This window comes from Aeromonas sp. sif2416, from assembly GCF_019218665.1.
GTDB lineage: Bacteria > Pseudomonadota > Gammaproteobacteria > Enterobacterales > Aeromonadaceae > Aeromonas > Aeromonas encheleia.
In genome coordinates this window covers 76968-102145 of sequence record NZ_JAHUXC010000008.1, presented here as the reverse complement: position 1 = coordinate 102145, position 25178 = coordinate 76968, and the positions used below count along the sequence as shown (strand labels likewise).

Sequence of the window (25178 nt, the reverse complement as noted above, 5' to 3'; positions counted from 1 at the left end):
GCGGGCAGAGCCCACCCCTTGCAAATTGGCAAAGAGGGGCCTTACTTCGGCTCGGTCTCTTTGGGTGCGTACTCCAGCACTTCAACCGTGTGGTGCTGGTTGGTGAAGACGCAGATGTCACCGGCGATCTTGAGGGACTTCTCGACGATGCTCTTGGCATCCAGCTCGGTGTTCTCCAGCAAGGCGGTGGCCGCCGACTGGGCGAAGTTGCCGCCCGAGCCGATGGCGATGAGATCATGCTCCGGCTGCACCACGTCACCGTTGCCGGTGATGATGAAGGACTTGTGCTCATCGGCGACCGCCAGCAGGGCCTCGAGGCGGCGCAGGGCGCGATCGGTGCGCCAGTCTTTGGCCAACGCCACGGCGGCGCGCTCCAGATTGCCCTGATGGGCCTGCAGCTTGGCCTCGAAGCGCTCGAGCAGGGTGAAGGCATCGGCGGTACCGCCGGCGAAGCCCGCCAGCACCTTGCCGTTATAGAGACGATGAACCTTGCGGGCATTGCCCTTCATGACGGTGTTGCCGAGGGATACCTGGCCATCCCCCCCGATCACGACTTGGCCGTTGCGGCGGACAGAAACTATGGTAGTCACTTTACTTACCTCGCTTGAGCCGAAAAACGGCCTGACTGTGCATGGCAAGAAAGATGGGGGTCAGGCCGGAGTTTTTCAACCCTGCCGATGGCGCGGATAAGAGAGGGCGTCATATGGCCTGCAGGCCAAACGGCGGATAAAAAGAAGGCAGGGTGTTGAGCCCTGCCTGCTGTCTGGAGCGAACGACTATCAGCCCTTCTTGGGGATACAGCCGCTGATACCGGCGCCTTGCAGCTTGCGGTTGGCGGCATCGACGGCGGGCTTGCCGCTGAAGGGACCGACCATCACCTTGTAGACGGTGCCGTTGGCGCCATTCACCACCTGCAGGCTGGAGGAGAGGCCGGCGCCGAAGGCGATGCGCGCCTTGAGCGATTCGGCGGAATCCTGTGAGCGCAGGGCGGCGCACTGCATCATGTAGCGACCACTGTCTGCCGCCGCAGTCTGCTGCGCCGCGGCCGCCTTGGCCTTCTCCTGCTCGGCCCGCAGCCCCTTCTCCATGCGCGCGAGCTCGGCCTTGCGGTCGATCACCTGCTCCTGGGCGCTGGTCACGGGGGCTGGCTTGGCGGGCTGAACCGGTTGCGGCTGGTACGGCTGCACCTGGCCGATGGGCGTCCCCGGCTGGGGGATGTCGGTCGGCACCGGCTGCGGCAGTTTCTCGGGCTGCAGGGTGAGGGTGGGCGCCGGTGGCGGCACCCCCGGCTGGGGCGGCGGCTCCATGATGTCCACCTGCTTGTTCTCCAGCCGCTCGATGTAGCTCCACTTCTCCTGTGGCAGGCCATTGCCCTGCGCCTTCGGCTTGTTGGCCTTGACCTGCTCCTCTATGGTCGGGGCATCGGCGCCCTTGCCATTGATCAGGTAGAGGAAGGCGCCGAAGCCGACGAGCAGGGCCCCGGCCAGCAGTGCCGGGATAACAGGAAAGCGGCGAGGTGCCGCTTTCTTGGTGTTACGACCACCGGCCCGTCTTCTCGGGCTGTTGCCGACGTAATCCCGGGTTGCCATCTATTACATGCGCTCCAGGGTATGGATGCCCAGCACGCCCAGACCCAGTTTCAGGACCTTGGCGGTGGCGGCGCACAGCAACAGACGGCTCTGGCGGCTGACCTCGTCGACGCCGTCCTTGTTGATCGGGCAGGCTTCGTAGAAGGTCATGAAGTTGCCGGACAGCTCGTATAGGTAGGTGCAGAGCAGGTGCGGCATCCCCTTGTCCGCCACGCCGTTGATGGCATCGGAGAACTGGATCAGCTTCTGGGCCAGCACCTCTTCCGCCTCTTCGTTCAGCACCACCTTGCCGCCCAGGGTCTCGGCGTCGACGCCGGCCTTGCGGAAGATGGACTGGATGCGGGTGTAGGCGTACTGCAGGTAAGGGGCCGTGTTGCCTTCAAACGACAGCATCATGTCCCAGTCGAAGATGTAGTCGGTGGTGCGGTTCTTGGACAGATCCGCATACTTGACCGCCCCCATGGCGATGGCGTGCACCACCTGGGCCTTCTCCTCGGCGCTGAGGTCGCTGTTGCGGCTCTCCAGCAGGGCGGCGGCGCGCTCCTCGGCCTCGTTCAGCAGATCGACCAGCTTGACGGTGCCGCCGGAGCGGGTCTTGTAGGGACGGCCATCCTTGCCCAGCATCATGCCGAAGGCGTGGTGCTCGAGGGGAACGGACTCCGGCACATAGCCCGCCTTGCGGGTGATGGTCCAGGCCTGCATCAGGTGCTGGTGCTGACGGGAGTCGATGAAGTACATCACCCGGTCGGCGCCCAGGGTCTCGTAACGGTACTTGGCACAGGCGATGTCGGTGGTGGTGTAGAGGAAGCCGCCATCGCTCTTCTGGATGATGACGCCCATGGGCTCGCCATCCTTGTTCTTGAATTCGTCGAGGAACACCACGGTGGCGCCTTCGCTCTCGACCGCCAGCCCCTTGGCTTTCAGGTCGGTGACGATGGCGGGCAGCATGTCGTTGTACATGGACTCGCCCATGATGTCCTTGTTGGTCAGGGAGACATTCAGGCGGTCGTAGTTGATCTGGTTCTGTTCCATGGTCATGTCGACCAGCTTCTTCCACATGGTGCGGCAGTACTCATCGCCACCCTGCAGCTTGACCACGTAGTTGCGGGCGCGCTCGGCGAAGGCTTCGTCTTCGTCGTAGCAACGCTTGGCCTGGGTGTAGAAGGCTTCCAGATCCTTGAGCGCCATGTCGCTGGCGTGCTCGTTGGCCATCTTCTCCAGATAGGCGATCAGCATGCCGAACTGGGTGCCCCAGTCGCCGATGTGGTTGGCGCGCACCACCTTGTGGCCGAGGAACTCCAGGGCGCGGGCCGCCACGTCACCGAGCACGGTGGAACGGATGTGGTGCACCGCCATCTCCTTGGCCACGTTGGGGGCGGAGTAGTCCACCACCACTGTCTGCGGGGTCGGCAGCTTCACGTTGGCGTTGGCGGAGGTCACCATGGCCTCGACCTGGCCGGCCAGCCAGCGCTGGTCGAAGAAGAAGTTGATGAAGCCGGGGCCGGCGATCTCGACCTTGGCGATCAGGTCGGAGGCGGGCAGGTGCTCGATGATGGCGGTGGCCAGCTCGCGGGGATTCTTGCGGGCCGGTTTGGCCAGCAGCATGGCCAGGTTGGTGGCCAGGTCACCGTGAGCCTTCTCCTTGCATCGGTCTACTTGCACCCGGGCTTCCAGGTCGGCCGGCAACACGCCCGCGGACTTGAGATTGGCTACCGTTTGTTCAAGTAGATGATGAATATGCTCTTTCATAACTGACCACCGAGGTTGCGCGTCGAAAAATGACTGACTAGATAAGGGCGTGAATTTTACCCGCATCGGGCCGAGAAAACTATAGGAATGGCCCGCCCGTATTGGCACGGCGGATATTTCACTGCGTTTTCCACCACAATACAGAATATTGATTGGAATAAGTGGTGGTTATCCATTTCTACTGCATATCGAAGCGGCTTGTCCAGGCTATTTTCCCCTGATTGTTAACGGGTTTTTTATTCCATCTCGATCTGAATGATCCCGCCCCGTGCCACGGTCGTATCATCAGAGGAAGTCGTTGGAGGATGATCCTGATGAAACTGGCGCTGTTTCCGCTCTCCGCTCACCTGCTGCCCGGTGGCATCATGCCGCTGCGCATCTTCGAGCCCAGGTATCAGCGCATGGTCGCCGAGGCGCAGACGCGGGAGTTTGCCATCTGCATGCTGGATCCCCGTCAGCCGGAGGCGCTGCGCAACATGTACCCCATCGCCACCCGGGTGCGGATCATCGATTTCGATCTGCTGCCGGACGGCCTGCTCGGCATCACCGTGCTCGGGGTGGCGCGGGTCAGGATAGTCGATCTGTGGCAGGAGTCCGATGGTCTGCGGGTGGGCGAGGTGGAGCCGCTGCCCCCCTGGCAGACCAGCCGGCTCAATGCGGATCAGCACTCCCTGGTCAAGGCGTTGCAGGATGTGTTCAACGATTACCCCGAATACGCGGCGCTCTACCCCACCCCCGACTGGGACGACGCCAGCTGGGTGGCGCAGCGCTGGCTCGAGGTGCTGCCCATCCCGGTGGAGCAGAAGCAGTGGCTGGTGGCGGCCGAGAACAACCAGCCGGCGCTCTCGCTGCTGAGCGGGCTGCTGGTGGCGAGCCATTGACGGCATGGGGAGGAATGATCTTTTTTCACTGGCCGTCGTACTGGCAAGGGCGATAGCCATCAAGGTAGGGCGCGATGACATATACTAGCCACCCATCATTTATCCGTCACAGGACCTCGACCCGCATGGATAACCCAGATGGTGACCTGAAGGCGAACCTGCTGCGCGTGGCGGAGCAGGCCGACAAGGCTGCCTTCGCCACCCTGTTTCACCACTTCGCCCCCCGCATCCGCGGCTATGGCCTGCGCCATCTCGGCAGCGAAGCCAATGCGCTGGAGCTGGTGCAGGAGACCATGCTGCTGGTCTGGCAGAAGGCGCGGCTCTATCACCCCGAGCGGGGCGCCCCCACCACCTGGATCTACACGGTGATGCGCAACCAGTGTTTCGACATGCTGCGCCGGCGCCGGGCCAGCAAGGAGGATCTCTGCGCCGAGGAGCTGTGGCCCGTGCTGGAGTTCAGGGCAGAAGAGGATCGACTGAGCGAGGGGGAAGGGGCCGTGCTGACGAGCCAGATGGCGCACCATCTGGACGCCCTGCCCCAGGCCCAGCAGCAGGTGGTACGCGGCATCTACCTGCAGGAACTCTCCCAGCAGGAGCTGGCGGATCTGCTCGGGGTCCCGCTCGGTACCATCAAGTCCAGGCTGCGGCTGGCATTGCAGAAGCTGAAAGAGCATGTGGAGCAAGAGCATGATTAAAGCCCATCCCACCCACGTCATGCTGCGCGCCTTTGCCGCCGGCGAATTGCCACTGCCGCTGACGGTCGGCGTCTCGGCCCACTGCGAACTCTGTGCCGATTGTGGCGCCTGGCTGCACGCCTGTGAGGAGGAGCTGGCGGCCCGCCATCTCGAGACCCCGGCTCCCGAAGAGGCCATGGTGCCGGTGCTGGATGCCATGCTGGCGGAGATACTGCAGCAACCCCTGCTACCCGTGGTGAGCGCCGCCGACCCCGTCCCCGAGCTGCGGGTGGCCGGCCGGGAGTATCCCCTGCCCAGGGCCCTTGCCCGCTACCATGAGGCCGACTGGCGCCACGTCGGCGCCATCCGTCAGCACCGGCTGCCGTTGGTGGAGCAGGGGGCGCGGGCCAGCCTGCTGCACATAGAGGCGGGCGGGCGCATCCCGGAGCACACCCATCAGGGCTACGAGCTGACCCTGCTGCTGGCGGGCAACATCCAGGATGGCGAGGTCCGCTATCAGGCGGGGGACTTCATCTGGCGCGATGCCAGCCACTCCCACAGCCCGCACACCCCGGACGGCTGCCTCTGCTACACGGTGCTGGATGCCCCGGTCCGCTTCACCAGGGGGCTGTCACGGCTGCTGAACGGCCTCAGGGATCGGCTCTACTGAGGCCGGTCGCAGGCATAAAAAAAGGGACCCGTCGGGTCCCTTTTTGTTGGTCGCTCTGCGTGGCTCAGGCCACGAACACCAGATAGACGGCGAAGGCCACCACGAAGCGGTAGATGGCGAACGGGATGAAGTCGAGCCGGCGGATCAGCGCGAGGAAGGTCTTGATGGCGATCATGGCCACCACGAAGGCGGTGACGAAACCCACCGTGAACATGGGGAAGTCGGCCATGGAGAGGAAGTCGCGGCTCTTGTAGAGATCCAGCCCGCTGGCAGCCACCATCATGGGCACCGCCAGGATGAAGGAGAACTCGGCCGCCGCCTGACGGCTGATCCCCATCAGCATGCCGCCGCTGATGGTGGCGCCGGAGCGGGAGAAGCCGGGCCAGAGCGCCAGGCACTGGAACAGGCCTATGCCGAGCGCCTGCTGGTAACTGATGTCATCCAGGGTCTCGGAGCGCACCGCAGGGCGGAACTTCTCGGCGATGATCAGCAGGATGCCGCCGGCGACCAGGGCATACATCACGGTCTCGGGGCCGAACAGGTTGGCCTTGATCCAGCTGTGAATGGCCAGGCCTATGACCACGGCGGGCAGCATGCCGAGGATGATGTGGATCAGCGACAGGGTGGCGTGGCCCTTGGCTGGCTTCTGGCCGAAATGGATGCCAATCAGCCCGAACAGCCGGCGCCAGAACACGGCCACGACCGCCAGTATGGAGCCCATCTGAATGACCACCTCGAAGGTGGCGGCCTTGGGGCCTTCGAAACCGAGCAGGTGGCCGACGATGATCATGTGGCCGGTGGATGAAACGGGCAGAAACTCGGTCAGGCCTTCCACTATGCCCAGCACAAAGGCGACAAACAGGGCGTAGGACTCTGTCATGATTCAGATCTCTTGGTTGATTGGTCCGGATAAAAGCAGCCCCGAGCGGAGTCGGGGCGACCAATGATGGCGGAAAATAACCCGGGCAACCAGAGAATATTGCGCCGCAGTCAGTGGAGCACCGCCAGGATTTTTTGCTGCCACTCGGCATCCAACGGCGGCAGGTTGAGGGCATCGACCGCGCTGGCTATCTGCTGCGGATTGCTGGCGCCGATCAGGGCGCAGCTCACCACGGGATCGCGCAGCACCCATTGCAGTGCCAGCTGTGACAACTCCTGCCCCCGCTGCTGTGCCAGGGCATGCAGGGCCCGGATCCTGACCAGTTTCTCCGGGGTGATCTGATCGGGCTGGAGGAAGGGGCTGGCGCTGGCGGCGCGGGAATCCGCTGGGATCCCGGCCAGGTAGCGATCGCTGAGCAGGCCGCCGGCCAGGGGGGAGAAGGCCACGACCCCCACCCCCTGCTCGCGGCAGACCGGCAGGGTCTCGGCCTCGATTTCCCGCTGGAACAGGGAGTATTTGAGCTGATTGACCAGGCAGGGGGTGCCGAGTTCCGCCAGCCGGGTCGCCGCCCTGGCGGCCAGTTCGGCCGGGTAGTTGGAAAGGCCGACGTAGAGCGCCTTGCCCTGGCGCACCATCAGCGCCAGCGCCTGGCAGGTCTCCTCCAGCGGGGTGCGGGAGTCCGGCCTGTGGTGGTAGAAGATGTCGACGTAGTCGAGGCCGAGTCGGCGCAGGCTCTGGTGCAGGCTGGCAAACAGGTACTTGGCGCTGCCGCCGTCCCCATAGGGGCCATCCCACATCACGTAGCCCGCCTTGCTGGCGATGATCAGCTCGTCTCTATAGGGGGCCAGGCTGCGCTTGAGCACGGTGCCGAAGGTGGTCTCGGCGGAGCCGGGGGGCGGCCCGTAGTTGTTGGCCAGATCGAAGTGGGTGATGCCCAGATCGAACGCCTGATGCACCATGGCCTTCACCTTGGCGGGATCGCTGCCCTCGCCGAAGTTGTGCCAGAGCCCCAGCCCTATGCTGGGCAGGCGCAGGCCGTGGCGGCCCACGGCGCGATAGGGTTGGCGCTGGTAACGGTCGGGTGCCGCTAGGTAGTTGTCATCCATAAAAACTCCTGGGTTGGGGCTGGTTCACGATATTGGATTTGAGCGGTCAGATATTCCCTGCATTCCCCACCCTGCTCCCGCGAGGGGAGAAGGGGACTGGCAGCCGCCATCACCCAACGGTGACGACGGCAGCGCAACCCTAATCCCTTCTCCCTCCCTTTGGGAGAGAGGGCGGGGCTTAGCGCGCGGGGATCAGGCGGTAACGGGTGACGTGGCGGTAGGTCTCGCCCGGCTGCAACCAGGGATCCCCCAGCTCGGGGCGGTTGGGGCTGTCCGGCAGCTGTTGCGCCTCCAGGCAGAGTCCCTGATGGTTCTGCCACTCGCCGCCGCCTCTGGCCGGGGTGCCCGCCAGCCAGTTGCCAGTGTAGAGCTGCACGCCAGGCTGGTCGGTATACATTTCCATGCGAAGGCGCTCATCGCCCGAGACGAGGGTCACGGCGGCTTGACCGGGGAGCGGGTTCAGCAGGAAGCAGTGATCGTAGCCACAGGCCCCGATCTGCTGCGGGTGACTCAACCACTCCTCACCAACGAGGCGGCGCTGGCGCAGGTCGAATGGACCCGTCACCTCGGCCTTGCCCAGCGGCAGCGAGTGCTCGTCGATCGGCAGGTAGTGATCGGCCGCGATGCTGATGCTGTGCTCGCGCACATCACCGCCATCCAGATTGAAGTAGGCGTGGCTGGTGAGATTCACCGGAGTCTGTGCATCCGTGGTGGCGGTGAGTTCGATCACCAAGTCCTGCTGCTCGAGCCGGTACTCCAGGTTGACATCCAGATTGCCGGGGAAGCCCTGCTCGCCGTCGGCCAGCCGGGTGTGTAGGCGAATGCGATCCCCGGCCAGTTCGGATACCTGCCACTCCCTGTTATGCAACGACTGGCTGCCGCCGTGCAGGCAGGTGGTGCCTTCGTTGGCATCGAGAGACCAGTGCTGGCCGTCCCGTGTCAGGCGGGCGCCACCGATGCGGTTGGCAAAACGGCCGACGATGGCACCGAGATAGGCGTTCTGCCCGGGGTAGTCGGTCGGTTCGCAGGCGAGCAGCACGTTGCGATAATGGCCATCGACCGGCAGCTCGAGGGCGGTCAGGGTGGCACCGAAGTCGAGCACGCCGAGGCGCAACCCGGCGTCGTTCTGCAGATGGAACTCCTTCATGCGATCACCCCGGCTCCGGCGCTGGCGCGGCAGACATAGCTGTCCGCCTTGAGGCCGAACCTGGCAGGGTACTGGGCCTCGACCGCGGCGATCACCTCATTCACCTGCTCCGGGCGCAGCAGGGCGACCACGCAGCCGCCGAAGCCGCCGCCGGTCATGCGCACGCCACCCTGGGTGCCGATCTGCGCCTTGATGATCTCCACCAGGCCGTCGATGGCGGGCACTGTGATCTCGAAGTCGTCGCGCATGGCGACATGGGATTGACCCATCAGCTCGCCGAGGCGAACCAGATTGCCGCAGGCCAGCGCATCGGCGGCGGCCAGGGTGCGGGCGTTTTCCCCCACCACGTGGCGGGCACGGCGATAGCAGGCTTCATCCAGCCCGGCCTTGCCGGCCTCCAGTGCGGCCAGATCCAGATCCCGCAGTGCCTTGACCCCATAGTGGCGGGCGGCGGTCTCACACTGCTGGCGGCGGGTGTTGTATTCGCTGTCCACCAGGCCGCGGCGCACGTTGGAGTTGACGATCAGCACCGCCAGATCGGCGGGCATGGGGATGAGGCGGGTCTCCAGCGAGCGGCAGTCCAGCAGCAGGGCGTGATCCGTCTTGCCGCTGGCGGAGATCATCTGATCCATGATGCCGCAGTTGCAGCCGACGAACTGGTTCTCCGCCTGCTGGCCATTGAGGGCGATCTCGGCCTGGCTGATGTGAAGCCCCAGCGCCTCCTTGAAGGACTGGCCGATGGCCACCTCCAGCGAGGCGGAGGAGGAGAGCCCCGTGCCCTGCGGCACGTTGCCGGAGACCACCAGATTGAGGCCGCGCAGCACATGGCCGCGGGCCTGCAGGTGCTTCACCACGCCGCGGATGTAGTCGCTCCAGCGCTGGTCGGCATGGTGTTCGATGGGCTGTGCGAGATCGAACAGATCGCGCTGGTTGTCGTAGTCGGCGGCGATCACCTGCACCAGGTTGTCGTCGCGCAGGCCGATGGCGACACAGGTCTCGTAGTCGATGGCGCAGGGCAGCACGAAGCCGTCATTGTAATCTGTGTGTTCGCCGATGAGGTTGACGCGACCGGGGGCGCGCACCAGCAGCTCGGGCGGCTGCTCAAACTGCTCGGCATAGACGGCGCTGACGCGTTGGCTGGGAGTCATACTGCTTCCTCTTTGGCTTGGTTGTAGTGAATGGGGCTGAGCGCGCGCAGCCGCTCGGCGGCTTGTTCCGGCGTCAGATCGCGCTGGGTCTCGGCCAGCATCTCGAAGCCCACCATGAACTTGCGCACAGTGGCGGAGCGCAGCAGGGGCGGGTAGAAGTGGGCGTGCAACTGCCAGGCGTCGGGGCAATCCGAGTTGGGCGGCGCAAAGTGCCAGCCCATGGAGTAGGGGAAGCTGCACTCGAACAGGTTGTCGTAGCGGCTGGTGAGCTCCTTGAGCGCCACCGCCAGATCCTGTTGCTGCTCGGGGCTGAGGCTCAGCAGAGAGGGCACATGGGCCTTGGGTAGCAGCAGGGTCTCGAACGGCCAGGCCGCCCAGAAGGGGACCACCGCCAGCCAGTGCTCGGTTTCCACCACGATGCGGGAGCGATCGTTCAGTTCCCGCTCCACGTAGTCGACCAGCAGCGGGCGGCCATGCTCGGCCAGCCAGTCGCGCTGGTGCTGCTCTTCGCGGGCGATCTCGTTGGGCAGGAAGTCGCTGCCCCACAGCTGGCCATGGGGATGAGGGTTGGAGCAGCCCATGACGGCGCCCTTGTTTTCAAATACTTGCACCCACTCCCATTGGGCGGAGAGCTCGCTCACCTGATCCCGCCAGGTCTGGATCACCGCCTCGATGGCGGGCAGCGTCAGCTCGGGCAGGGTCTTGCCGTGATCCGGCGAGAAGCAGATGACCCGGCTGGTGCCACGGGCGGCTTCCAGTCGCAGCAGGGGATCCTGGGCGTCGCTGGCGGCCGGGGTGTCCTGCATCAGGGCGGCGAAGTCGTTGGTGAAGACGAAGGTCTCCTGATAGTCGGGGTTCTGGTCGCCGGTGACCCGGCGATTGCCCGCGCAGAGGAAACAGTCGGGGTCGTGGGCCTGGCTCGGGGCCTGGCTTATCTTCTCAACCTGACCCTGCCAGGGGCGCTTGGCCCTGTGGGGGGAGACCAGCACATACTGGCCGGTCAGCGGGTTGAAACGACGGTGGGGGTGATCAACCGGGTTGAACATCATCACTCCTCAATGCCTGGTGAAATGAAAAGGGTAGCCGCCGCAGGGGCGTTAATGGGGAAGGCGTGTGCCATCACGACTCATACCCCCGTGGATTGGTGGATTGCCAGCGCCAGCTGTCGGCGCACATGGCGGCGAGATCCCGGCTGGCGTGCCAGCCCAGCTCGCGCTCGGCCTTGGCCGGATCGGCCCAGCACTCGGCGATGTCGCCAGGGCGTCTCGGCTCGATGCGATAGGGCAGGGGGTGACCGCAGGCCGCCTCGAACGCCGCGACCATCTGCAACACGCTCTGGCCCAGGCCGGTACCCAGGTTGTAGGGGTGGACGCCACCCTTATGGGTGCAGTGCTGCAGCGCCTTGACGTGCCCCTCGGCGAGATCCACCACATGGATGTAGTCGCGCACACCGGTGCCGTCCAGGGTATTGTAATCGTTTCCAAAGACGGAGAGGCAGTCGCGACGGCCGATGGCGACCTGGGTCAGGAAGGGCATCAGATTGTTGGGAATGCCCTGGGGATCCTCCCCCATGGTGCCGGATTCGTGGGCGCCGACCGGGTTGAAGTAGCGCAGCAGCGTCATGCTCCAGTGGGGCTCGGCGGCCTGCAGATCCTCGAGGATCTGCTCGATGATCAGCTTGGATCGGCCGTAGGGGTTGGTGGCGCTGCGCGGGAAATCTTCCCGGATGGGGGTGCTTGCCGGGTCACCATAGACGGTGGCCGAGGAGCTGAACACCAGGTTGTGGACGCCGGCGCGCTTCATGGCCTGCAGCAGGACCAGGGTGCCGCTCAGGTTGTTCTGGTAGTAGTCGAGGGGGATGCGGGTCGACTCGCCGACCGCCTTGAGGGCGGCGAAGTGGATCACCGCCTCGATCTCCTGCTCGGCGAAGATGCGATCCAGCAGGGCCTCGTCACGAATGTCGCCCCGATAGAACAGGGGTTCACGCCCGCTGATGGCGGCGATCCGCGCCAGCACGCCGGGCTTGCTGTTGCACAGATTGTCCACCACCACGGGTTCCATGCCTGCGGCCTGCAAGGCAAGGCAGGTATGGCTGCCAATGTAACCACAGCCGCCGGTGACCAGTACTTTCATCCTCTTCTCCACTATCCGTTCCCCACATAGGAAAGCCTGAGCAGGAGTCTAGCCGAGGCGCTCCCCCTCAAACTGTGAGCGGGCTAACATATTTGTGTAAACGATTACACAAAATTGCTGAGGCAAAAATGAACGACCTCGGCTTTTCCCCTGTCATCAGTGGGATTGCTCGGTATAATGGCCCCGTCCAAAACCGTGAAATAAGTGAAAACAGCATGAGTACCATCAAGGATGTCGCCCGTTTGGCCAACGTATCGGTGGCAACGGTTTCACGGGTGATGAACAACTCACCCAAGGCCAGCGCCGCCTCCCGCGAGGTGGTGCGAAAAGCCATGGCCGAGCTGGGCTACACCCCCAATGCCAACGCCCGGGCGCTGGTCAACCAGACCTGTGACACCATGGGTGTGGTGGTCGGCGATGTGGCGGATCCCTTCTTCGGAGCCCTGGTCAAGGGGGTGGCTGCGGTGGCGGTGGAACAAGGGTTACACCTGCTGATGGGTAACGGTTTTCACAGGGCACAGCAGGAGCGGGAGTCCATCGAGCTGTTGATCGGCAAACGCTGCGAGGCGCTGGTGGTACACAGCAAGGCGCTGAGCGATGAGGAGTTGATCGACTATGCCCTGCGGGTACCCGGCATGGTGTTGATCAATCGAGATATTCCGGCCCTGAGGGGGCGCTGCATCGCCCTCAACAACCGGCAGGGGGCCGCCACCGCGACCCGCCATCTGCTGGAGCTGGGTCATCGTCACATCGCCTTCGTCAGCTCGGATCATGCCATCGAGGATGCCCAGCAGCGCCTGCAGGGCTATCAGGATGCCCTGCTCGAGGCGGGTCTGAGTGCGGATCCCGAACTGGTCGAAAGCGGCATGCCCAATGAAGAGGGGGGGGAGCGCGCCATGCTCAACCTGCTGGCCAAGGGGCTCAGCATCACGGCCGTGGTGGCTTACAACGACGCCATGGCGGCGGGGGCCATCTCGGTGCTGGCCGACAATGGCCTCAAGGTGCCGGAAGAGGTCTCCGTGGTCGGCTTCGATGACATCATCTACGCCAGATACCTGAGGCCCAAGCTTTCCACCATGCGCTACCCCATCGAGCTGATGGCGGCGCAGGCGGCCAAGCTGGCGTTGCAACTCGCCGCGGGCGAGAGCGAGGTGGTGCAGAGCCGCGTCTACACCCCGACCCTGATCAATCGCCACTCGGTAGCCCCGGTCAGACCCTGATCCTGCCTCGATGACGATTGAGCGGGAGATGATGGCCCCTTTGCACGCTCCCAAGTTGCTGTTCACTCCTCACACTGCAGGCTCTGGTCGTGCCTCAATAGCCACTCCATGACCCAAATATGGGGCTGAACGAAGCCCGCTATTCCGTTTTATCGTCGCCGTGAGTCCACTCATGGTGACGCTCGTCGTTTTTTACTCATCTTTAATCATTTTTACCCTGTTTTACTTAACATCTCCAGTGTAATCGTTTACACCTGTGTGAGCGAGATCGCCGTTTCGGGTGTGAAACTCTCCTACACTGCTGACGTGTTCAACGCTCATACAGGAAGAGAGAGGATGATCAGGGAGATCTTGGCCCGTCAGGACTGGCAGACCCAGGCCATTACCGCCGTCAACCGGCTGCCAGCCCATACCCCGCTGTCCAGCTGGCGCAGCGAGGCCGATGCGCGGAGCGGGCTCGCCTCGCCGTCGCGGCTATTGCTCGATGGCGACTGGCAGTTCTCCTTCTTCGCGGCGCCCGAACAGGTGCCCGATGCCTGGCTGCATCAGGATCTGCCGGAGGCGACGACCGTCGCTGTGCCGGGTAACTGGCAGCTGCAGGGTTTCGATCGCCCCATCTACACCAATATCAAGTATCCCTTCCCCTGCGATCCGCCCAGGGTGCCGGCGGCCAATCCGACCGGCTGCTACTCCCGTGAGTTCGAACTGCCCGCCGACTGGCTGGCCGAGGGTCAGACCCGGGTCATCTTCGACGGGGTCGACAGCGCCTTCTATCTGTTCTGCAACGGTCGCTGGGTCGGTTACTCCCAGGACAGCCGGCTGCCCGCCGAATTCGATCTCAGCCCCTTCCTGCAGGCCGGTCCCAACCGGCTAGCGGCGCTGGTGCTGCGCTGGTCCGATGGCTCCTATCTGGAGGATCAGGACATGTGGCGCCTCAGCGGCATCTTCCGCTCCGTCAGCCTGCTCCACAAACCCGAGCGCCATTTGCTGGACGTGCGGGTCACGCCGCTGCTGGATGCCTGCTACCGGGATGCCCGCCTCAAGGTGGCGCTGCAGGTCAACGATGGCAGCGGGCTGGCGGTGGAGGCGAGCCTCTATCTTGGCGGCGAGTTGATCACCCGCCGACGCCAGCCGCTCGGCACCGGGGCCATCGACGAGAAGGGGGCCTTCGGGGATCGCGCCGAGCTGTGGCTGGAGGTGCCGGCGCCCCATAAATGGAGCGCCGAGACCCCCCACCTCTATCGCCTGACCCTGACGTTGCTGGACGAGCATGGCCTGCCCATCGAGAGCGAGGCCCATGACGTGGGCTTTCGGGCGGTGGAGATCCGCGGCGGTCTGCTGCGGGTCAACGGCCAGCCCCTGCTGATCCGCGGCGCCAATCGCCACGAGCACGATCCCGCCCTGGGTCATGTGGTGACCCCGGCCGCCATGGAGCAGGATCTGCGGCTGATGAAGCAGCACAACTTCAACGCGGTGCGCTGCTCCCACTACCCCAATCACCCCGAGTTTTATCGACTGTGTGACCGCCTTGGCCTCTATGTGGTGGACGAGGCGAATCTGGAGACCCACGGTATGACCCCCATGGGGCGGCTGGCGCGGGATCCCGCCTGGAGCAGCGCCTTCCTGGAGCGGGTCACTCGCATGGTGGCGCGGGACTTCAACCATCCCAGCATCATCATCTGGTCCCTGGGCAACGAGTCCGGCTATGGCCCCGCCCACGATGCCATGTACCAGTGGGTCAAGCGCGCCGATCCGAGCCGCCCGGTCCAGTACGAGGGGGGCGGGGCCGATACCCCGGCCACCGACATCATCTGCCCCATGTATGCCCGCACCCACCAGGATCAGCCCTTCCCGGCGGTGCCCAAGTGGGCGCTGGCCAAGTGGATCGGGCTGCCAGACGAGACCCGGCCGCTGATCCTGTGCGAGTACGCCCATGCCATGGGCAACAGCCTGGGGGGCTTCGCCCACTACTGGCAGGCGTTTCGCGATCATCCGCGCCTGCAGGGCGGCTTTGTCTGGGACTGGGTCGATCAGGGGCTCGACAAGTCGACCGACGATGGCCGCCACTATTGGGCCTACGGTGGCGACTTCGGCGACATGCCCAACGATCGCCAATTCTGCTGCAACGGCCTGCTGTTCCCGGACAGGACCCCTCATCCCGCCCTGTTCGAGGCCAAACGCGCCCAGCAACCTTTCGTGTTGGCGCTGAAAAGCCAACGGCCGCTGGAGGTCGAGATCACCAGCGACTACCTGTTCCGCACCACGGACAACGAGCTGCTGCGCTGGCGGCTGTGTGAGGACGGCGCCGTGCTGGCGCAGGGGGAATGCCCGCTCGGCCTGGCACCCAAGGCCAGCCTGAGCCTGACCCTGCTGGAGCAGCTGCCGACCTTCACTGCCGGTTCTCTGGCCTGGTTGGAGCTGGCCATAGTGCAGCCTGACGCCACGGCCTGGGCCGAGGCGGGTCACGAGGTGGCTCGCCAGCAGTTCATGCTGCCCAGCCCCCTGGCGCTGCCCTCGGCGAACCCCCCCGCCTCGATGCAGGAGCTGGCGGACCATTGGCTCATCGTGGCCGCCAACAGCGAATGGCGGCTGGACAAGGCCAGCGGGCAGATCCGCAGCTGGCAAAAGCAGGGGCAGGATCGGCTGCGGGATGCCATCGCCGATCACTTCTACCGCGCGCCGCTGGACAACGACATCGGCGCCAGCGAGGCGGATCACATAGATCCCAACGCCTGGATCGCCCGCTGGCAGGAGGCTGGACTCAACGACCTGCAGCATCGCTGCCTGGGGCTGACGGTGAACCCGGACCAGGGGACAGCACTGGTCCGGCACGGTTACTTCGTCGGAGAAGAGCTCAAGCTGCTGACCCACTGGCGCCACAGCTTCGGTGCCGATGGTGCCATGGCGCTCGCCATCGAGGTGGAGGTCGCCGCCGACCTGCCGTCGCTACCCCGCATCGGGGCCCGGCTCTGGCTGGTTGATGATATCGACGAGGTGAGTTGGCTGGGGCGAGGCCCCCATGAGAACTACCCGGATCGCCTGCTCGCCGCCGATCTCGGTCGCTGGCAACTGCCGCTCGATGCCCTGCACACTCCCTATGTGTTCCCGACCGACAACGGCCTGCGTTGCGATACCCACCGGCTGCAGCTGGGGGAGATCACCATCGCTGGCAAGTTCCACTTCAGCGTCAGCCGTTACAGCCAGCCGCAACTCGCCCTGGCCCGCCATCAGACCGATCTGGTGGCGGAGGGTGGGCTGCACCTCTGTCTCGATGGCTTCCACATGGGGGTTGGGGGTGACGACTCCTGGAGCCAGAGCGTGCGGCCAGAATATTGGCTGCGGCCAGGGAGCTACTATTGGAACTGTGTTCTACGCTGAATCTGACTCCCCCATGAACGCCAAAACGAATCGATTGAGTCTTGATTGTGTTTAAGTAGTTAATATTTAACGAGTTTGTTGCTGTGTAACAGAGTGTAAACGTTTTCATTTTGTCGTCAGGATCACAGAACTCCAGACAACAAACTGATTACATTAGGCTCGCGCCAGTTCACATGGTGTACAGCATTCCCTACAAAAACAGATATTAGAGATCGGAGCATAACAATGAAAAAACTCACGACAGTTGCCGCCCTGCTGATGGGACTGACGGCCGGTGCCACCGCCCACGCTGAAACCCGTATCGGTGTGACCGTCTACAAGTACGACGACAACTTCATGGCCGTGGTACGCAAGGCAATTGAGAAGGAAGCAGTGGCGAACCCAGGTGTCGAGCTGCTGATGAATGACTCCCAGAATGACCAGTCCAAGCAGAACGACCAGATCGACGTGCTGCTGGCCAAGGGTGTGAAGGCGCTGGCGATCAACCTGGTTGATCCTGCGGCGGCCCCTGTCGTGATTGAGAAAGCCCGTGGCGAAGATGTACCCGTGGTGTTCTACAACAAGGAACCGAGTGCGGCCGATCTCGCCAGCTATGACAAGGCCTACTACGTGGGCACCGACTCCAAGGAGTCAGGCATCATCCAGGGTCAGCTGATCGCCAAACATTGGAAAGCCCATCCGGAGTGGGATCTGAACAAGGATGGCGTCATCCAGTTCGTGCTGCTCAAAGGTGAGCCTGGCCACCCGGATGCCGAAGCTCGCACCACCTATGTCGTCAAGACCCTGAACGACGGCGGCCTCAAGACCCAGCAGCTGCACATGGATACCGGTATGTGGGATACCGCCATGGCCAAAGACAAGATGGATGCCTGGATCTCCGGTCCTAACGCCAACAAGATCGAAGTGGTGATCGCCAACAACGATGGCATGGCAATGGGCGCTGTTGAATCCCTCAAGGCCCAAGGCAAGACCGCCATCCCGGTGTTCGGTGTCGATGCGTTGCCCGAGGCGCTGGCCATGGTCAAGAGCGGTGCCATGGCGGGTACAGTGCTGAACGATGCGGCCAACCAGGCGAAAGCCACCTTCGAGCTGACCAAGAACCTGGCTGAAGGCAAACCGGCCGGTGAAGGCACCAAGTGGAAGATCGACAACAAGGTCGTCCGCGTTGCCTACGTGGGCGTAGACAAAGACAACCTGGCTCAATTCGAGTAATTCCCTCCTCCTGGGCAAGGCGACCCCTTGCCCTCTATTTCAACCCGATGTGATGGCTGATATGACAACACGGCAACAATCAGAATGGCTGTTGGAGATGATTGACGTCAGTAAGAGCTTTCCCGGCGTCAAGGCACTCGATAATGTCAATTTACGGGTCCGTCCTCATTCTGTGCATGCGTTGATGGGCGAGAATGGCGCGGGTAAATCCACGCTGCTCAAGTGCTTGTTCGGCATTTATGAGAAGGATGAGGGCAAGATCTTCTTCAAGGGCGAGGAGGTCAACTTCACCTCGTCCAAAGAGGCGCTGGAGAACGGCGTCTCCATGGTGCACCAGGAGTTGAATCTGGTCTTGCAGCGCACCGTGATGGACAACATGTGGCTCGGCCGCTACCCCACCAAGGGCTGGTTCGTCGACCACGGCAAGATGTACCACGACACCAAACATATCTTCGACGAACTGGATATCGATATCGATCCTCGGGTCAAGGTGGGCACGCTCTCCGTGTCCCAGATGCAGATGATCGAGATCGCCAAGGCGTTCTCTTACGATGCCAAGATTGTCATCATGGACGAGCCCACCTCCTCCTTGACCGAGAAAGAGGTCAATCACCTCTTCAAGATCATCAACAAGCTGAAAGAGAAGGGCTGCGGCATCGTTTACATCTCCCACAAGATGGAAGAGATCTTCCAGCTGTGTGACGAGATCACCATATTGCGGGATGGGCAATGGGTGGCGACTCAGCCGCTCAAGGGCATGACCATGGATCAGATCATCGGCATGATGGTTGGTCGTGAGTTGACCCAGCGCTTCCCGGAGAAAACCAATCAGCCGAAAGAGGTCATCCTGGAGGTTGAGCATCTGACGGCGAAGAACCAGCCATCCATTCAGGACGTCACCTTCGACCTGCACAAGGGTGAGATCCTCGGTATCGCCGGCTTGGTCGGTGCCAAGCGCACCGACATCGTCGAGACCCTGTTTGGCATCCGCGATCGCAGCGGCGGCGCCATCAAGCTGCATGGCAAAGAGGTGGCCAATCACAATGCCCACGAGGCGATCCAGAACGGCTTCGCCCTGGTCACCGAGGAGCGGCGCTCCACCGGTATCTATTCCCGTCTCGACATCGCGTTCAACTCCCTGATCGCCAACATGGACAGCTACAAGAGTTCCATGGGGCTGCTCAGCAACAACAAGATGAAGAGCGACACCCAGTGGGTCATCGACTCCATGCGGGTCAAGACCCCGACCCAGCAGACACAGATTGGCTCCCTGTCCGGTGGCAACCAGCAGAAGGTCATCATCGGCCGCTGGCTGCTGACCCAACCTGAGATCCTGATGCTGGATGAACCGACCCGGGGTATCGACGTCGGTGCCAAGTTCGAGATCTACCAGCTCATCCTGGAGCTGGCCAAGAAGGACAAGGGCATCATCATCATCTCCTCAGAGATGCCGGAGCTGCTCGGGATCACGGATCGCATCATGGTCATGAGCAATGGCCGGGTCGCCGGGATCGTCAACACCAAAGAAACTGACCAGAGCGAGATCCTACGCCTGGCATCTCTGTACCTATAGACAGGAAGATATTTATGGAGTCGGCTAAAAATTTCAATCTGATGCAGGCGCTCAAAGAGAACGGCATCTATGTGGTGCTGCTGGTGTTGCTCATGGTCATAGTGATCAAGGAGCCCTCCTTCCTGAGCCTCACCAACTTCAGTAACATCCTGACCCAGTCCTCGGTGCGGGTCATCATCGCACTCGGGGTGGCGGGCATCATCATCACCCAGGGCACCGACCTGTCGGCCGGTCGTCAGGTCGGCCTGGCCGCCCTGATCGCCGCCACCATGTTGCAGGCGCTGACCAACGTCAACAAGGTGTTCCCCAGCCTGGGTGAAGTGCCCATTCCGGTGGTGATCCTGCTGGTCTGTGCCGTGGGGGCCCTGATCGGTCTGCTCAACGGTCTGATCGTGGCCTACCTGAACGTGACCCCCTTCATTACCACCCTGGGTACCATGATCATCGTCTACGGCATCAACTCGCTGTACTTCGATTCCGTGGGTGCCTCGCCGGTAGCCGGCTTCGATCCCCGCTTCTCGAGCTTCGCGCAGGGGTTCATCAAGCTGGGGGGGTTCAAGCTATCCTACCTCACCTTCTACGCCGCCATTGCCAGCGTGTTCGTCTGGGTGCTGTGGAACAAGACCCGCTTCGGCAAGAACATCTTCGCTATCGGCGGCAACCCCGAGGCCGCCAAGGTGTCCGGCGTCAACGTCGCCGTCAACCTGGTGGTGATCTATGCCCTGGCCGGGGTGTTCTACGCCTTCGGTGGCATGCTGGAGGCAGGCCGTATCGGCAGCGCCACCAACAACCTCGGCTTCATGTATGAGCTCGACGCCATCGCGGCCTGCGTGGTGGGCGGGGTCTCCTTCGCCGGTGGTGTGGGCACAGTGGCCGGAGTCATCACCGGGGTGCTCATCTTCACCCTGATCAACTACGGTCTGACCTATATCGGTGTCAGCCCCTACTGGCAGTTCATCATCAAGGGCGGCATCATCATACTGGCGGTCGCGCTGGACTCCATGAAGTACGCCAAGAAGAAGTAAGCATTGGCAGAGAGGGCCGGGAGAGACCGGCCCTCTCTCTTTGGAAGGACCCATTCCATGCCATTTAAAGTCAAGATCAACGTCCTCCTGCTGCTCGCCATCCTGGTCACCATCGGCACCGCCTGGCTCAGCGTCAATCACTTCATCAGCGGCTACATCCGCACCCAGGCCACCCAGAACATCAACGAGCAGATCACCCTGGTCAAAGAGAAGCTGGCGGGGGACATCAATCAGAAGGTGCTGCTGGCGGCCAATCTCAACCTCGGGGTGACCAGCGTCAAGAAGGCCCTGCAGGAGACCGGATTCCACAACATCGTCAAGCTCATCGGTGACATGGCGTTCGACGTGAACGGGGTCATCAATGATCCGGCCAGGGTAGAGGCACTGCGCAAGCTGATCCCCGCCGCCAACAACCAGATCACCGTCAGCCCGCTGCAGCAGCTGGATGGCAAGCCCGTCATCTCCATCCTGGTGCCCAGGGGCGCCGACTCCGCCTACCTCTATTACCTCGATATGAGCGAGTTCAAGCAGTTGCTGGCCAAGGTGAGCGGCGAGGGGCGCTATTTCTCGCTGGCCGACAGTCAGGGCAAGGTGCTCTACGACAGCAAGCCGCAAGGGGAGAGCGAGGCTCGCCCCAACCAGCTGGATATCCGGGGCAGCCAGTGGACGCTGACCGGTTACGTGGATCTCGACTATATCCAGACCATGACCCAGGCGCTCAATGGCAAGATCACCCTGGCCCTGTTCGGGGTTGCGGCGCTGGTGTTGCTGCTGTCCATGGTGGCGCTCAATCTGGCCTATCGCCCCATCCTCTCCCTGCGCGACCTGGTGCTGGAGCTGTCGCAAGGCAATGGTGACCTGACCCGCCGCCTGACGGTGACCGGCAGGGACGACCTCAGCCAGATCTCGGCCGGTATCAACCGCTTCATCGAGCGTCTGCAGGAGATGATGGGGGAGGTGAGGGAGGCCAGCGGCCAGCTCAATGACGGCATCGCCGGCCTGGCCAGACAGACCGGCTCGGCTCAAGGGTTGCTGGCCGAGCATGTGCGCGAGACGGAGCAGGTCGTCACCGCCATCAACGAGATGAGCCGCACCGCAGTGTCGGTATCCGAGAGTGCGGCCAGCACGGCCCAGTTGACCGGCCAGAGCCAGCAGCTGGCGAGCCAGTCGCGCCTGGTGGTCGATCAGGCCATGGCCAGCGTGACCGCGCTGGTGGCAGAGGTGGAGAGCACGGCCCAGTCCATCACCGCCATGCAGCAGGATGTGCAGCAGATAGGATCCATTCTCGGGGTCATCGGCAGCATCGCCGAGCAGACCAACCTGCTGGCACTCAACGCGGCCATCGAGGCCGCCCGGGCCGGCGAGCAGGGCCGCGGTTTTGCGGTAGTGGCCGATGAGGTGCGCTCCCTGGCGGGGCGTACCCAGCAGAGCACTGCCGAGATTCAGACCATGCTGAGCAGGCTGCAGCGGGGCACCCAAACCGTGGTGGAGGCCATGGGCAATACCCGGCAGAGTTGCCAGGATGCGGCCGAGAACACGAACAGGGTGAATGCGTCACTGGATCTGATGGCGGGAGAGGTGGTGGAGATCAACGATCTCATCAGCCACATCGCCACCGCTGCCGAGCAGCAGAGCGCCGTCGCCGAAGAGATCAACCGCAACATCAGCGCCATCGCCGAGGTGATCACCCAGCTCAAGACCAATGGTGAGCAGACGGTGGGCAGCTCGGTGTCCATGCGGCACACCTATGACAGGTTGAATGACATCGTAGGGAGTTTCAGGCTGGAGTAGTAGCCGGTGGCCGAGGCAAAAAATGGCCAAAAAGATGGGGGCGACTCGCGTCGCCCCCGGTAGTCTTATCGCTCAGATCCTTGAACGAAGTTGCTCCCTGCAATCCCTGACTGTTTACCTCTTCCTTTAGGTTTCCCCTTCCCAATCCTTTGGGGTGTCCTTTAGCCATCTTGGCCTGACGAGTCATCCATTCCCGTCGCACTTTCTCCGTCCTGGGAGGTGTCCTTTACCACATCCTGTGGTGAGTCCATTTGCCTAACCCTGGCAGCCTGTCTTCCTGACCGACTTCTACTGCGTCCGTGCAGGAGTAACTATAAGGATTTCATGGCGGACGACAACGGCATGCTGAAAAACGTTTTTACACAACTCGTTTCTCAGGAAACCGTAATGCAACTTTATTGTTATAAATCATCGCATTGAAATTTATGTGTGCAGGTTTTTTGATCCTATCTTCCGACTATGGCGGGAATTTTATGGGCGTTTCACTTACGCCAGCTATGGCGAATGTCTCACGCTTCGTTTAACTGAGGTTCAGAAAAGTCACAGAGACCAGAGCCGTTCGCAGATGCCGGGCGCTCGCCACGCAAGATCGGCAGGCATGAATGGTCCTGCCACATCGACTTGGCGGCCGGCGTCGCGAGCCCGGAGCGGATGAATGTTCGCAAGGCTGCCTGTCTAGCTCCATGGGGCGTGAGGGAGAGATAAAGGGAGCAAGGGTCAGGCGCCGGCTATCGACTTCTCATCAATGAGCCTGCGGGTGGAGGAAGCGAGGTACATATAGTAGAGGGGTGGACCGCCTGGTGATGGTGCCTGCCGGCCTAGCCAAGAGGAGGAGGCCTCCCCTTGGGCTTCGGCTTCAGTCGTACTGCTCGCCGCCATACTGCTGGCACAGATACTCGGGGACCAGCATCTGGGGTGCCTGGTCGACGTGGCACACCACCTCGGGCACGGCGGGAGCCCCCTCGGCGCTGACCAATGCCGGGCTCATGGACAGAGCCAGGGCGATGAGCAGCAATTTGATCTTCATGGATATCTCCTTGGTGACAGGATTCGGTGTGATCCGGATCACTTTTTGAGTTAAGTCGAGTCGCCTTGCGACGCAAGGCGACCGGATAAATTCAACTAATGAAAAAAGATTAAAACCGGGAGAGGGTGAGAACAGGGCGGGAGGCGTGACCAAGATGCGCTAGGAATGCATATCCATATAAAAGAGATAGCCTCATCGCTGTCATCCGAGGCCTATCCCAGGCGGGCTGGCGTCAATGCCATGATCTGGGACAAGAGATGGATTATTCAGCCAGGATTGTGATTGTGACTATTTATGTGGCCATTCTCCCCCACACCAGCGCGGAGAAATTCACTCTACTGCATATTAAATTCAATTTAAACTTGATGTTTTTATATCTTATTAATTTTAAACACTATTTAAGTTTTGCATTATCCCTTTGTAGATAGGGTAAATGAATGGAATTGGTCATTTTTTGAAATAAAACCATGGGTTTTTGATTATTAATGCGTCTATAGGAAATGGCTAAATGTCATTTATGTAAGCCCTATCAAAAATTAAGTCATGAATTTATTCAGTTGAAGTTGAATGTGATCAATGTCTGGTTTTAGCGTCATATGCAGGTCTAACCTCGGTCTCGAAAGGCAAGGGCAGGATAGAACACAAGCTGAGTACCCTACATAAAGAATATCCCGCCTTAGCCACGAGCATGAATAGAAGGAATCTATTCAATCACTCGCAGGGACCACTGCTAGACGGAATATAATCATGAGCAAATTTTATGTAGGTTCTGAAGTTGGCCAATTGCGCCGTGTCATGTTGCACCGCCCCAACCTCAGCCTGAAGCGTCTGACGCCTTCCAACTGCCAGGACCTGCTGTTCGATGACGTCTTGTCGGTTGAACGCGCCGGTCAGGAGCACGACAAATTCGCTCAAGTGCTGCGCGATCAGAATGTCGAAGTCTTCCTGCTGACCAACCTGCTGGCCGAAACCCTGGATGTGCCGGAAGCCAAAGCCTGGCTGCTGCAACATCAGGTCTCCGATTACCGCCTCGGCACCGCACTGGCCAACGACGTGCGCTGCTTCCTTGCCGACATGCCACACCGCGAGCTGGCCCGCATCCTCTCCGGCGGCCTGACCTACTCCGAGATGCCGTTCAGCGGCGTCAACATGGTAGTGGGCATGCACGCCCCGACCGATTTCATCATAGAGCCGCTGCCCAACCACCTCTTCACCCGTGACACCTCCTGCTGGGTTTACGGTGGCGTCTCCATCAACCCCATGGCCAAGGCCGCCCGTCGCCGTGAGACCAACCATGTGAAGGCCATCTACCGCTGGCACCCGCAGTTCGCCGGTCAAGACTTCATCAAGTACTTCGGTGACGAGGATCGTGACTACGACAACTCCACCATCGAAGGGGGCGACGTTTTGGTCATCGGCCGCGGCGCCGTGCTCATCGGCATGTCCGAGCGCACCACGCCGCAAGGGGTCGAGCACCTGGCACGCAGCCTGTTCAAACACGGCCAGGCCAAGCAAGTCATCGCCATGCAACTGCCGAAACACCGCAGTTGCATGCACCTCGACACCGTCATGACCCACATGGACATAGACACCTTCTCCGTCTATCCGGAAGTCATCCGCAAGGATGTGAACTGCTGGAGCCTGACCCCGGGCGGTGCCACCGGCATGAACATCAAGGAAGAAGGTTACTTCGTGACCGCCATCGAGAAGGCGCTGGGTGTGGATCAGCTCAAGCTCATCACCACCGGCGGTGACAGCTTCGAGGCCGAGCGCGAGCAGTGGAACGACGCCAACAACGTGCTGACCGTGCGTCCCGGCGTGGTCGTGGGCTACGAGCGCAACACCTACACCAACGAGAAGTACGACAAGGCCGGCATCACAGTGCTGTCCATCCCAGGTGAAGAACTGGGCCGTGGCCGCGGCGGCGCCCGCTGCATGAGCTGCCCGATGGAACGTGACGGCATCTAACAAGACG

At 62.1% G+C, this 25178-nt stretch carries 20 protein-coding genes; 10 read left to right on the top strand and 10 right to left on the bottom strand.

Translation table 11 applies throughout. The annotated features are described in order from the left end of the window. Positions 1-41 precede the first annotated feature (41 nt). The 3 genes from hslV to argS all read right to left on the bottom strand — a co-directional run bounded on the left by hslV (position 42) and on the right by argS (position 3338). Positions 42-590 carry an ATP-dependent protease subunit HslV gene (gene hslV, locus KW821_RS15300; RefSeq protein WP_042654390.1) on the bottom strand — a complete coding sequence of 183 codons (549 nt, stop codon included), beginning with the start codon at positions 588-590 and terminating at the stop codon, positions 42-44. A 189-nt stretch (positions 591-779) separates the two neighbouring features. Continuing rightward, positions 780-1589, bottom strand: a complete 810-nt coding sequence (locus KW821_RS15295) for an SPOR domain-containing protein (RefSeq protein ID WP_218292042.1) — start codon at positions 1587-1589, stop codon at positions 780-782. Positions 1590-1592: 3 nt separating this feature from the next. Next, positions 1593-3338: an arginine--tRNA ligase gene (argS, locus tag KW821_RS15290; protein ID WP_042654388.1), complete on the bottom strand. Its 1746-nt coding sequence runs from the start codon at positions 3336-3338 to the stop codon at positions 1593-1595. A gap of 314 nt (positions 3339-3652) precedes the next feature. On the opposite strand from argS, the gene KW821_RS15285 reads away from it, so the two are divergent. The 3 genes from KW821_RS15285 (at position 3653) to KW821_RS15275 (ending at position 5563) form a co-directional block, all read left to right on the top strand. Beyond that, the gene (locus tag KW821_RS15285) at positions 3653-4219 is read left to right on the top strand and encodes an LON peptidase substrate-binding domain-containing protein (RefSeq protein WP_042654474.1); all 567 of its coding nucleotides are present in this window, start codon (positions 3653-3655) and stop codon (positions 4217-4219) included. Between the two features lie 125 nt (positions 4220-4344). Continuing rightward, complete coding sequence (locus KW821_RS15280; protein WP_218292041.1) at positions 4345-4914, top strand: sigma-70 family RNA polymerase sigma factor; 570 nt, start codon at positions 4345-4347, stop codon at positions 4912-4914. After that, entirely contained in the window at positions 4907-5563 is a 657-nt protein-coding gene (locus tag KW821_RS15275; protein WP_218292040.1) for a ChrR family anti-sigma-E factor, read from the top strand. Before KW821_RS15280 ends, KW821_RS15275 begins: the two co-directional genes overlap by 8 nt. A gap of 64 nt (positions 5564-5627) precedes the next feature. Here the strand turns inward: KW821_RS15275 and bacA are convergent, their stop codons facing one another. From bacA to galE, 6 genes are all read right to left on the bottom strand, one after another. Beyond that, positions 5628-6443, bottom strand: coding sequence for an undecaprenyl-diphosphate phosphatase (gene bacA / locus KW821_RS15270; RefSeq protein WP_218292039.1), 816 nt, complete (start codon positions 6441-6443; stop codon positions 5628-5630). Between the two features lie 110 nt (positions 6444-6553). Continuing rightward, the gene (locus KW821_RS15265; protein WP_218292038.1) at positions 6554-7549 is read right to left on the bottom strand and encodes an aldo/keto reductase; all 996 of its coding nucleotides are present in this window, start codon (positions 7547-7549) and stop codon (positions 6554-6556) included. Positions 7550-7727: 178 nt separating this feature from the next. Then, the gene (locus KW821_RS15260; protein ID WP_218292037.1) at positions 7728-8696 is read right to left on the bottom strand and encodes a galactose-1-epimerase; all 969 of its coding nucleotides are present in this window, start codon (positions 8694-8696) and stop codon (positions 7728-7730) included. After that, on the bottom strand, positions 8693-9844 hold the full coding sequence (galK, locus tag KW821_RS15255) for a galactokinase (RefSeq protein ID WP_218292036.1): 1152 nt from the start codon (positions 9842-9844) through the stop codon (positions 8693-8695). Before galK ends, KW821_RS15260 begins: the two co-directional genes overlap by 4 nt. Then, positions 9841-10890: a UDP-glucose--hexose-1-phosphate uridylyltransferase gene (locus KW821_RS15250; protein ID WP_042654473.1), complete on the bottom strand. Its 1050-nt coding sequence runs from the start codon at positions 10888-10890 to the stop codon at positions 9841-9843. Before KW821_RS15250 ends, galK begins: the two co-directional genes overlap by 4 nt. 73 nt (positions 10891-10963) lie before the next feature. Further along, positions 10964-11977, bottom strand: coding sequence for a UDP-glucose 4-epimerase GalE (gene galE / locus KW821_RS15245; RefSeq protein ID WP_218292035.1), 1014 nt, complete (start codon positions 11975-11977; stop codon positions 10964-10966). A 215-nt stretch (positions 11978-12192) separates the two neighbouring features. Between galE and KW821_RS15240 the strand changes: the two genes are divergently transcribed. The 6 genes from KW821_RS15240 (at position 12193) to KW821_RS15215 (ending at position 22176) form a co-directional block, all read left to right on the top strand. After that, entirely contained in the window at positions 12193-13197 is a 1005-nt protein-coding gene (locus KW821_RS15240) for a substrate-binding domain-containing protein (RefSeq protein ID WP_218292034.1), read from the top strand. Between the two features lie 336 nt (positions 13198-13533). Then, the gene (locus KW821_RS15235; protein ID WP_218292033.1) at positions 13534-16575 is read left to right on the top strand and encodes a beta-galactosidase; all 3042 of its coding nucleotides are present in this window, start codon (positions 13534-13536) and stop codon (positions 16573-16575) included. 225 nt (positions 16576-16800) lie between these two features. Further along, positions 16801-17787: a galactose/glucose ABC transporter substrate-binding protein MglB gene (gene mglB, locus KW821_RS15230; RefSeq protein WP_042654378.1), complete on the top strand. Its 987-nt coding sequence runs from the start codon at positions 16801-16803 to the stop codon at positions 17785-17787. Between the two features lie 52 nt (positions 17788-17839). Next, on the top strand, positions 17840-19360 hold the full coding sequence (gene mglA, locus KW821_RS15225; protein WP_042654377.1) for a galactose/methyl galactoside ABC transporter ATP-binding protein MglA: 1521 nt from the start codon (positions 17840-17842) through the stop codon (positions 19358-19360). 14 nt (positions 19361-19374) lie between these two features. Beyond that, positions 19375-20385, top strand: coding sequence for a galactose/methyl galactoside ABC transporter permease MglC (gene mglC / locus KW821_RS15220; RefSeq protein WP_042654376.1), 1011 nt, complete (start codon positions 19375-19377; stop codon positions 20383-20385). Positions 20386-20442: 57 nt separating this feature from the next. Continuing rightward, the gene (locus KW821_RS15215; protein WP_218292032.1) at positions 20443-22176 is read left to right on the top strand and encodes a methyl-accepting chemotaxis protein; all 1734 of its coding nucleotides are present in this window, start codon (positions 20443-20445) and stop codon (positions 22174-22176) included. 856 nt (positions 22177-23032) lie between these two features. On the opposite strand, the gene KW821_RS15210 is transcribed toward KW821_RS15215, so the two are convergent. Beyond that, complete coding sequence (locus KW821_RS15210) at positions 23033-23203, bottom strand: hypothetical protein (RefSeq protein WP_170175984.1); 171 nt, start codon at positions 23201-23203, stop codon at positions 23033-23035. 747 nt (positions 23204-23950) lie between these two features. On the opposite strand from KW821_RS15210, the gene arcA reads away from it, so the two are divergent. Next, positions 23951-25171 carry an arginine deiminase gene (arcA, locus tag KW821_RS15205; RefSeq protein WP_042644523.1) on the top strand — a complete coding sequence of 407 codons (1221 nt, stop codon included), beginning with the start codon at positions 23951-23953 and terminating at the stop codon, positions 25169-25171. Positions 25172-25178 lie beyond the last annotated feature (7 nt).

What these genes read in the sequence shown, in the direction of transcription:
- KW821_RS15295 (WP_218292042.1), bottom strand. Translation starts at nt 1,589, where the DNA reads ATGGCAACCCGGGATTACGTCGGCAACAGCCCGAGAAGACGGGCCGGT.
- argS (WP_042654388.1), bottom strand. Translation starts at nt 3,338, where the DNA reads ATGAAAGAGCATATTCATCATCTACTTGAACAAACGGTAGCCAATCTC.
- KW821_RS15285 (WP_042654474.1), top strand. Translation starts at nt 3,653, where the DNA reads ATGAAACTGGCGCTGTTTCCGCTCTCCGCTCACCTGCTGCCCGGTGGC.
- KW821_RS15280 (WP_218292041.1), top strand. Translation starts at nt 4,345, where the DNA reads ATGGATAACCCAGATGGTGACCTGAAGGCGAACCTGCTGCGCGTGGCG.
- KW821_RS15275 (WP_218292040.1), top strand. Translation starts at nt 4,907, where the DNA reads ATGATTAAAGCCCATCCCACCCACGTCATGCTGCGCGCCTTTGCCGCC.
- bacA (WP_218292039.1), bottom strand. Translation starts at nt 6,443, where the DNA reads ATGACAGAGTCCTACGCCCTGTTTGTCGCCTTTGTGCTGGGCATAGTG.
- KW821_RS15265 (WP_218292038.1), bottom strand. Translation starts at nt 7,549, where the DNA reads ATGGATGACAACTACCTAGCGGCACCCGACCGTTACCAGCGCCAACCC.
- KW821_RS15260 (WP_218292037.1), bottom strand. Translation starts at nt 8,696, where the DNA reads ATGAAGGAGTTCCATCTGCAGAACGACGCCGGGTTGCGCCTCGGCGTG.
- galK (WP_218292036.1), bottom strand. Translation starts at nt 9,844, where the DNA reads ATGACTCCCAGCCAACGCGTCAGCGCCGTCTATGCCGAGCAGTTTGAG.
- KW821_RS15250 (WP_042654473.1), bottom strand. Translation starts at nt 10,890, where the DNA reads ATGTTCAACCCGGTTGATCACCCCCACCGTCGTTTCAACCCGCTGACC.
- galE (WP_218292035.1), bottom strand. Translation starts at nt 11,977, where the DNA reads ATGAAAGTACTGGTCACCGGCGGCTGTGGTTACATTGGCAGCCATACC.
- KW821_RS15240 (WP_218292034.1), top strand. Translation starts at nt 12,193, where the DNA reads ATGAGTACCATCAAGGATGTCGCCCGTTTGGCCAACGTATCGGTGGCA.
- KW821_RS15235 (WP_218292033.1), top strand. Translation starts at nt 13,534, where the DNA reads ATGATCAGGGAGATCTTGGCCCGTCAGGACTGGCAGACCCAGGCCATT.
- mglB (WP_042654378.1), top strand. Translation starts at nt 16,801, where the DNA reads ATGAAAAAACTCACGACAGTTGCCGCCCTGCTGATGGGACTGACGGCC.
- mglA (WP_042654377.1), top strand. Translation starts at nt 17,840, where the DNA reads ATGGCTGATATGACAACACGGCAACAATCAGAATGGCTGTTGGAGATG.
- mglC (WP_042654376.1), top strand. Translation starts at nt 19,375, where the DNA reads ATGGAGTCGGCTAAAAATTTCAATCTGATGCAGGCGCTCAAAGAGAAC.
- KW821_RS15215 (WP_218292032.1), top strand. Translation starts at nt 20,443, where the DNA reads ATGCCATTTAAAGTCAAGATCAACGTCCTCCTGCTGCTCGCCATCCTG.
- KW821_RS15210 (WP_170175984.1), bottom strand. Translation starts at nt 23,203, where the DNA reads ATGAAGATCAAATTGCTGCTCATCGCCCTGGCTCTGTCCATGAGCCCG.
- arcA (WP_042644523.1), top strand. Translation starts at nt 23,951, where the DNA reads ATGAGCAAATTTTATGTAGGTTCTGAAGTTGGCCAATTGCGCCGTGTC.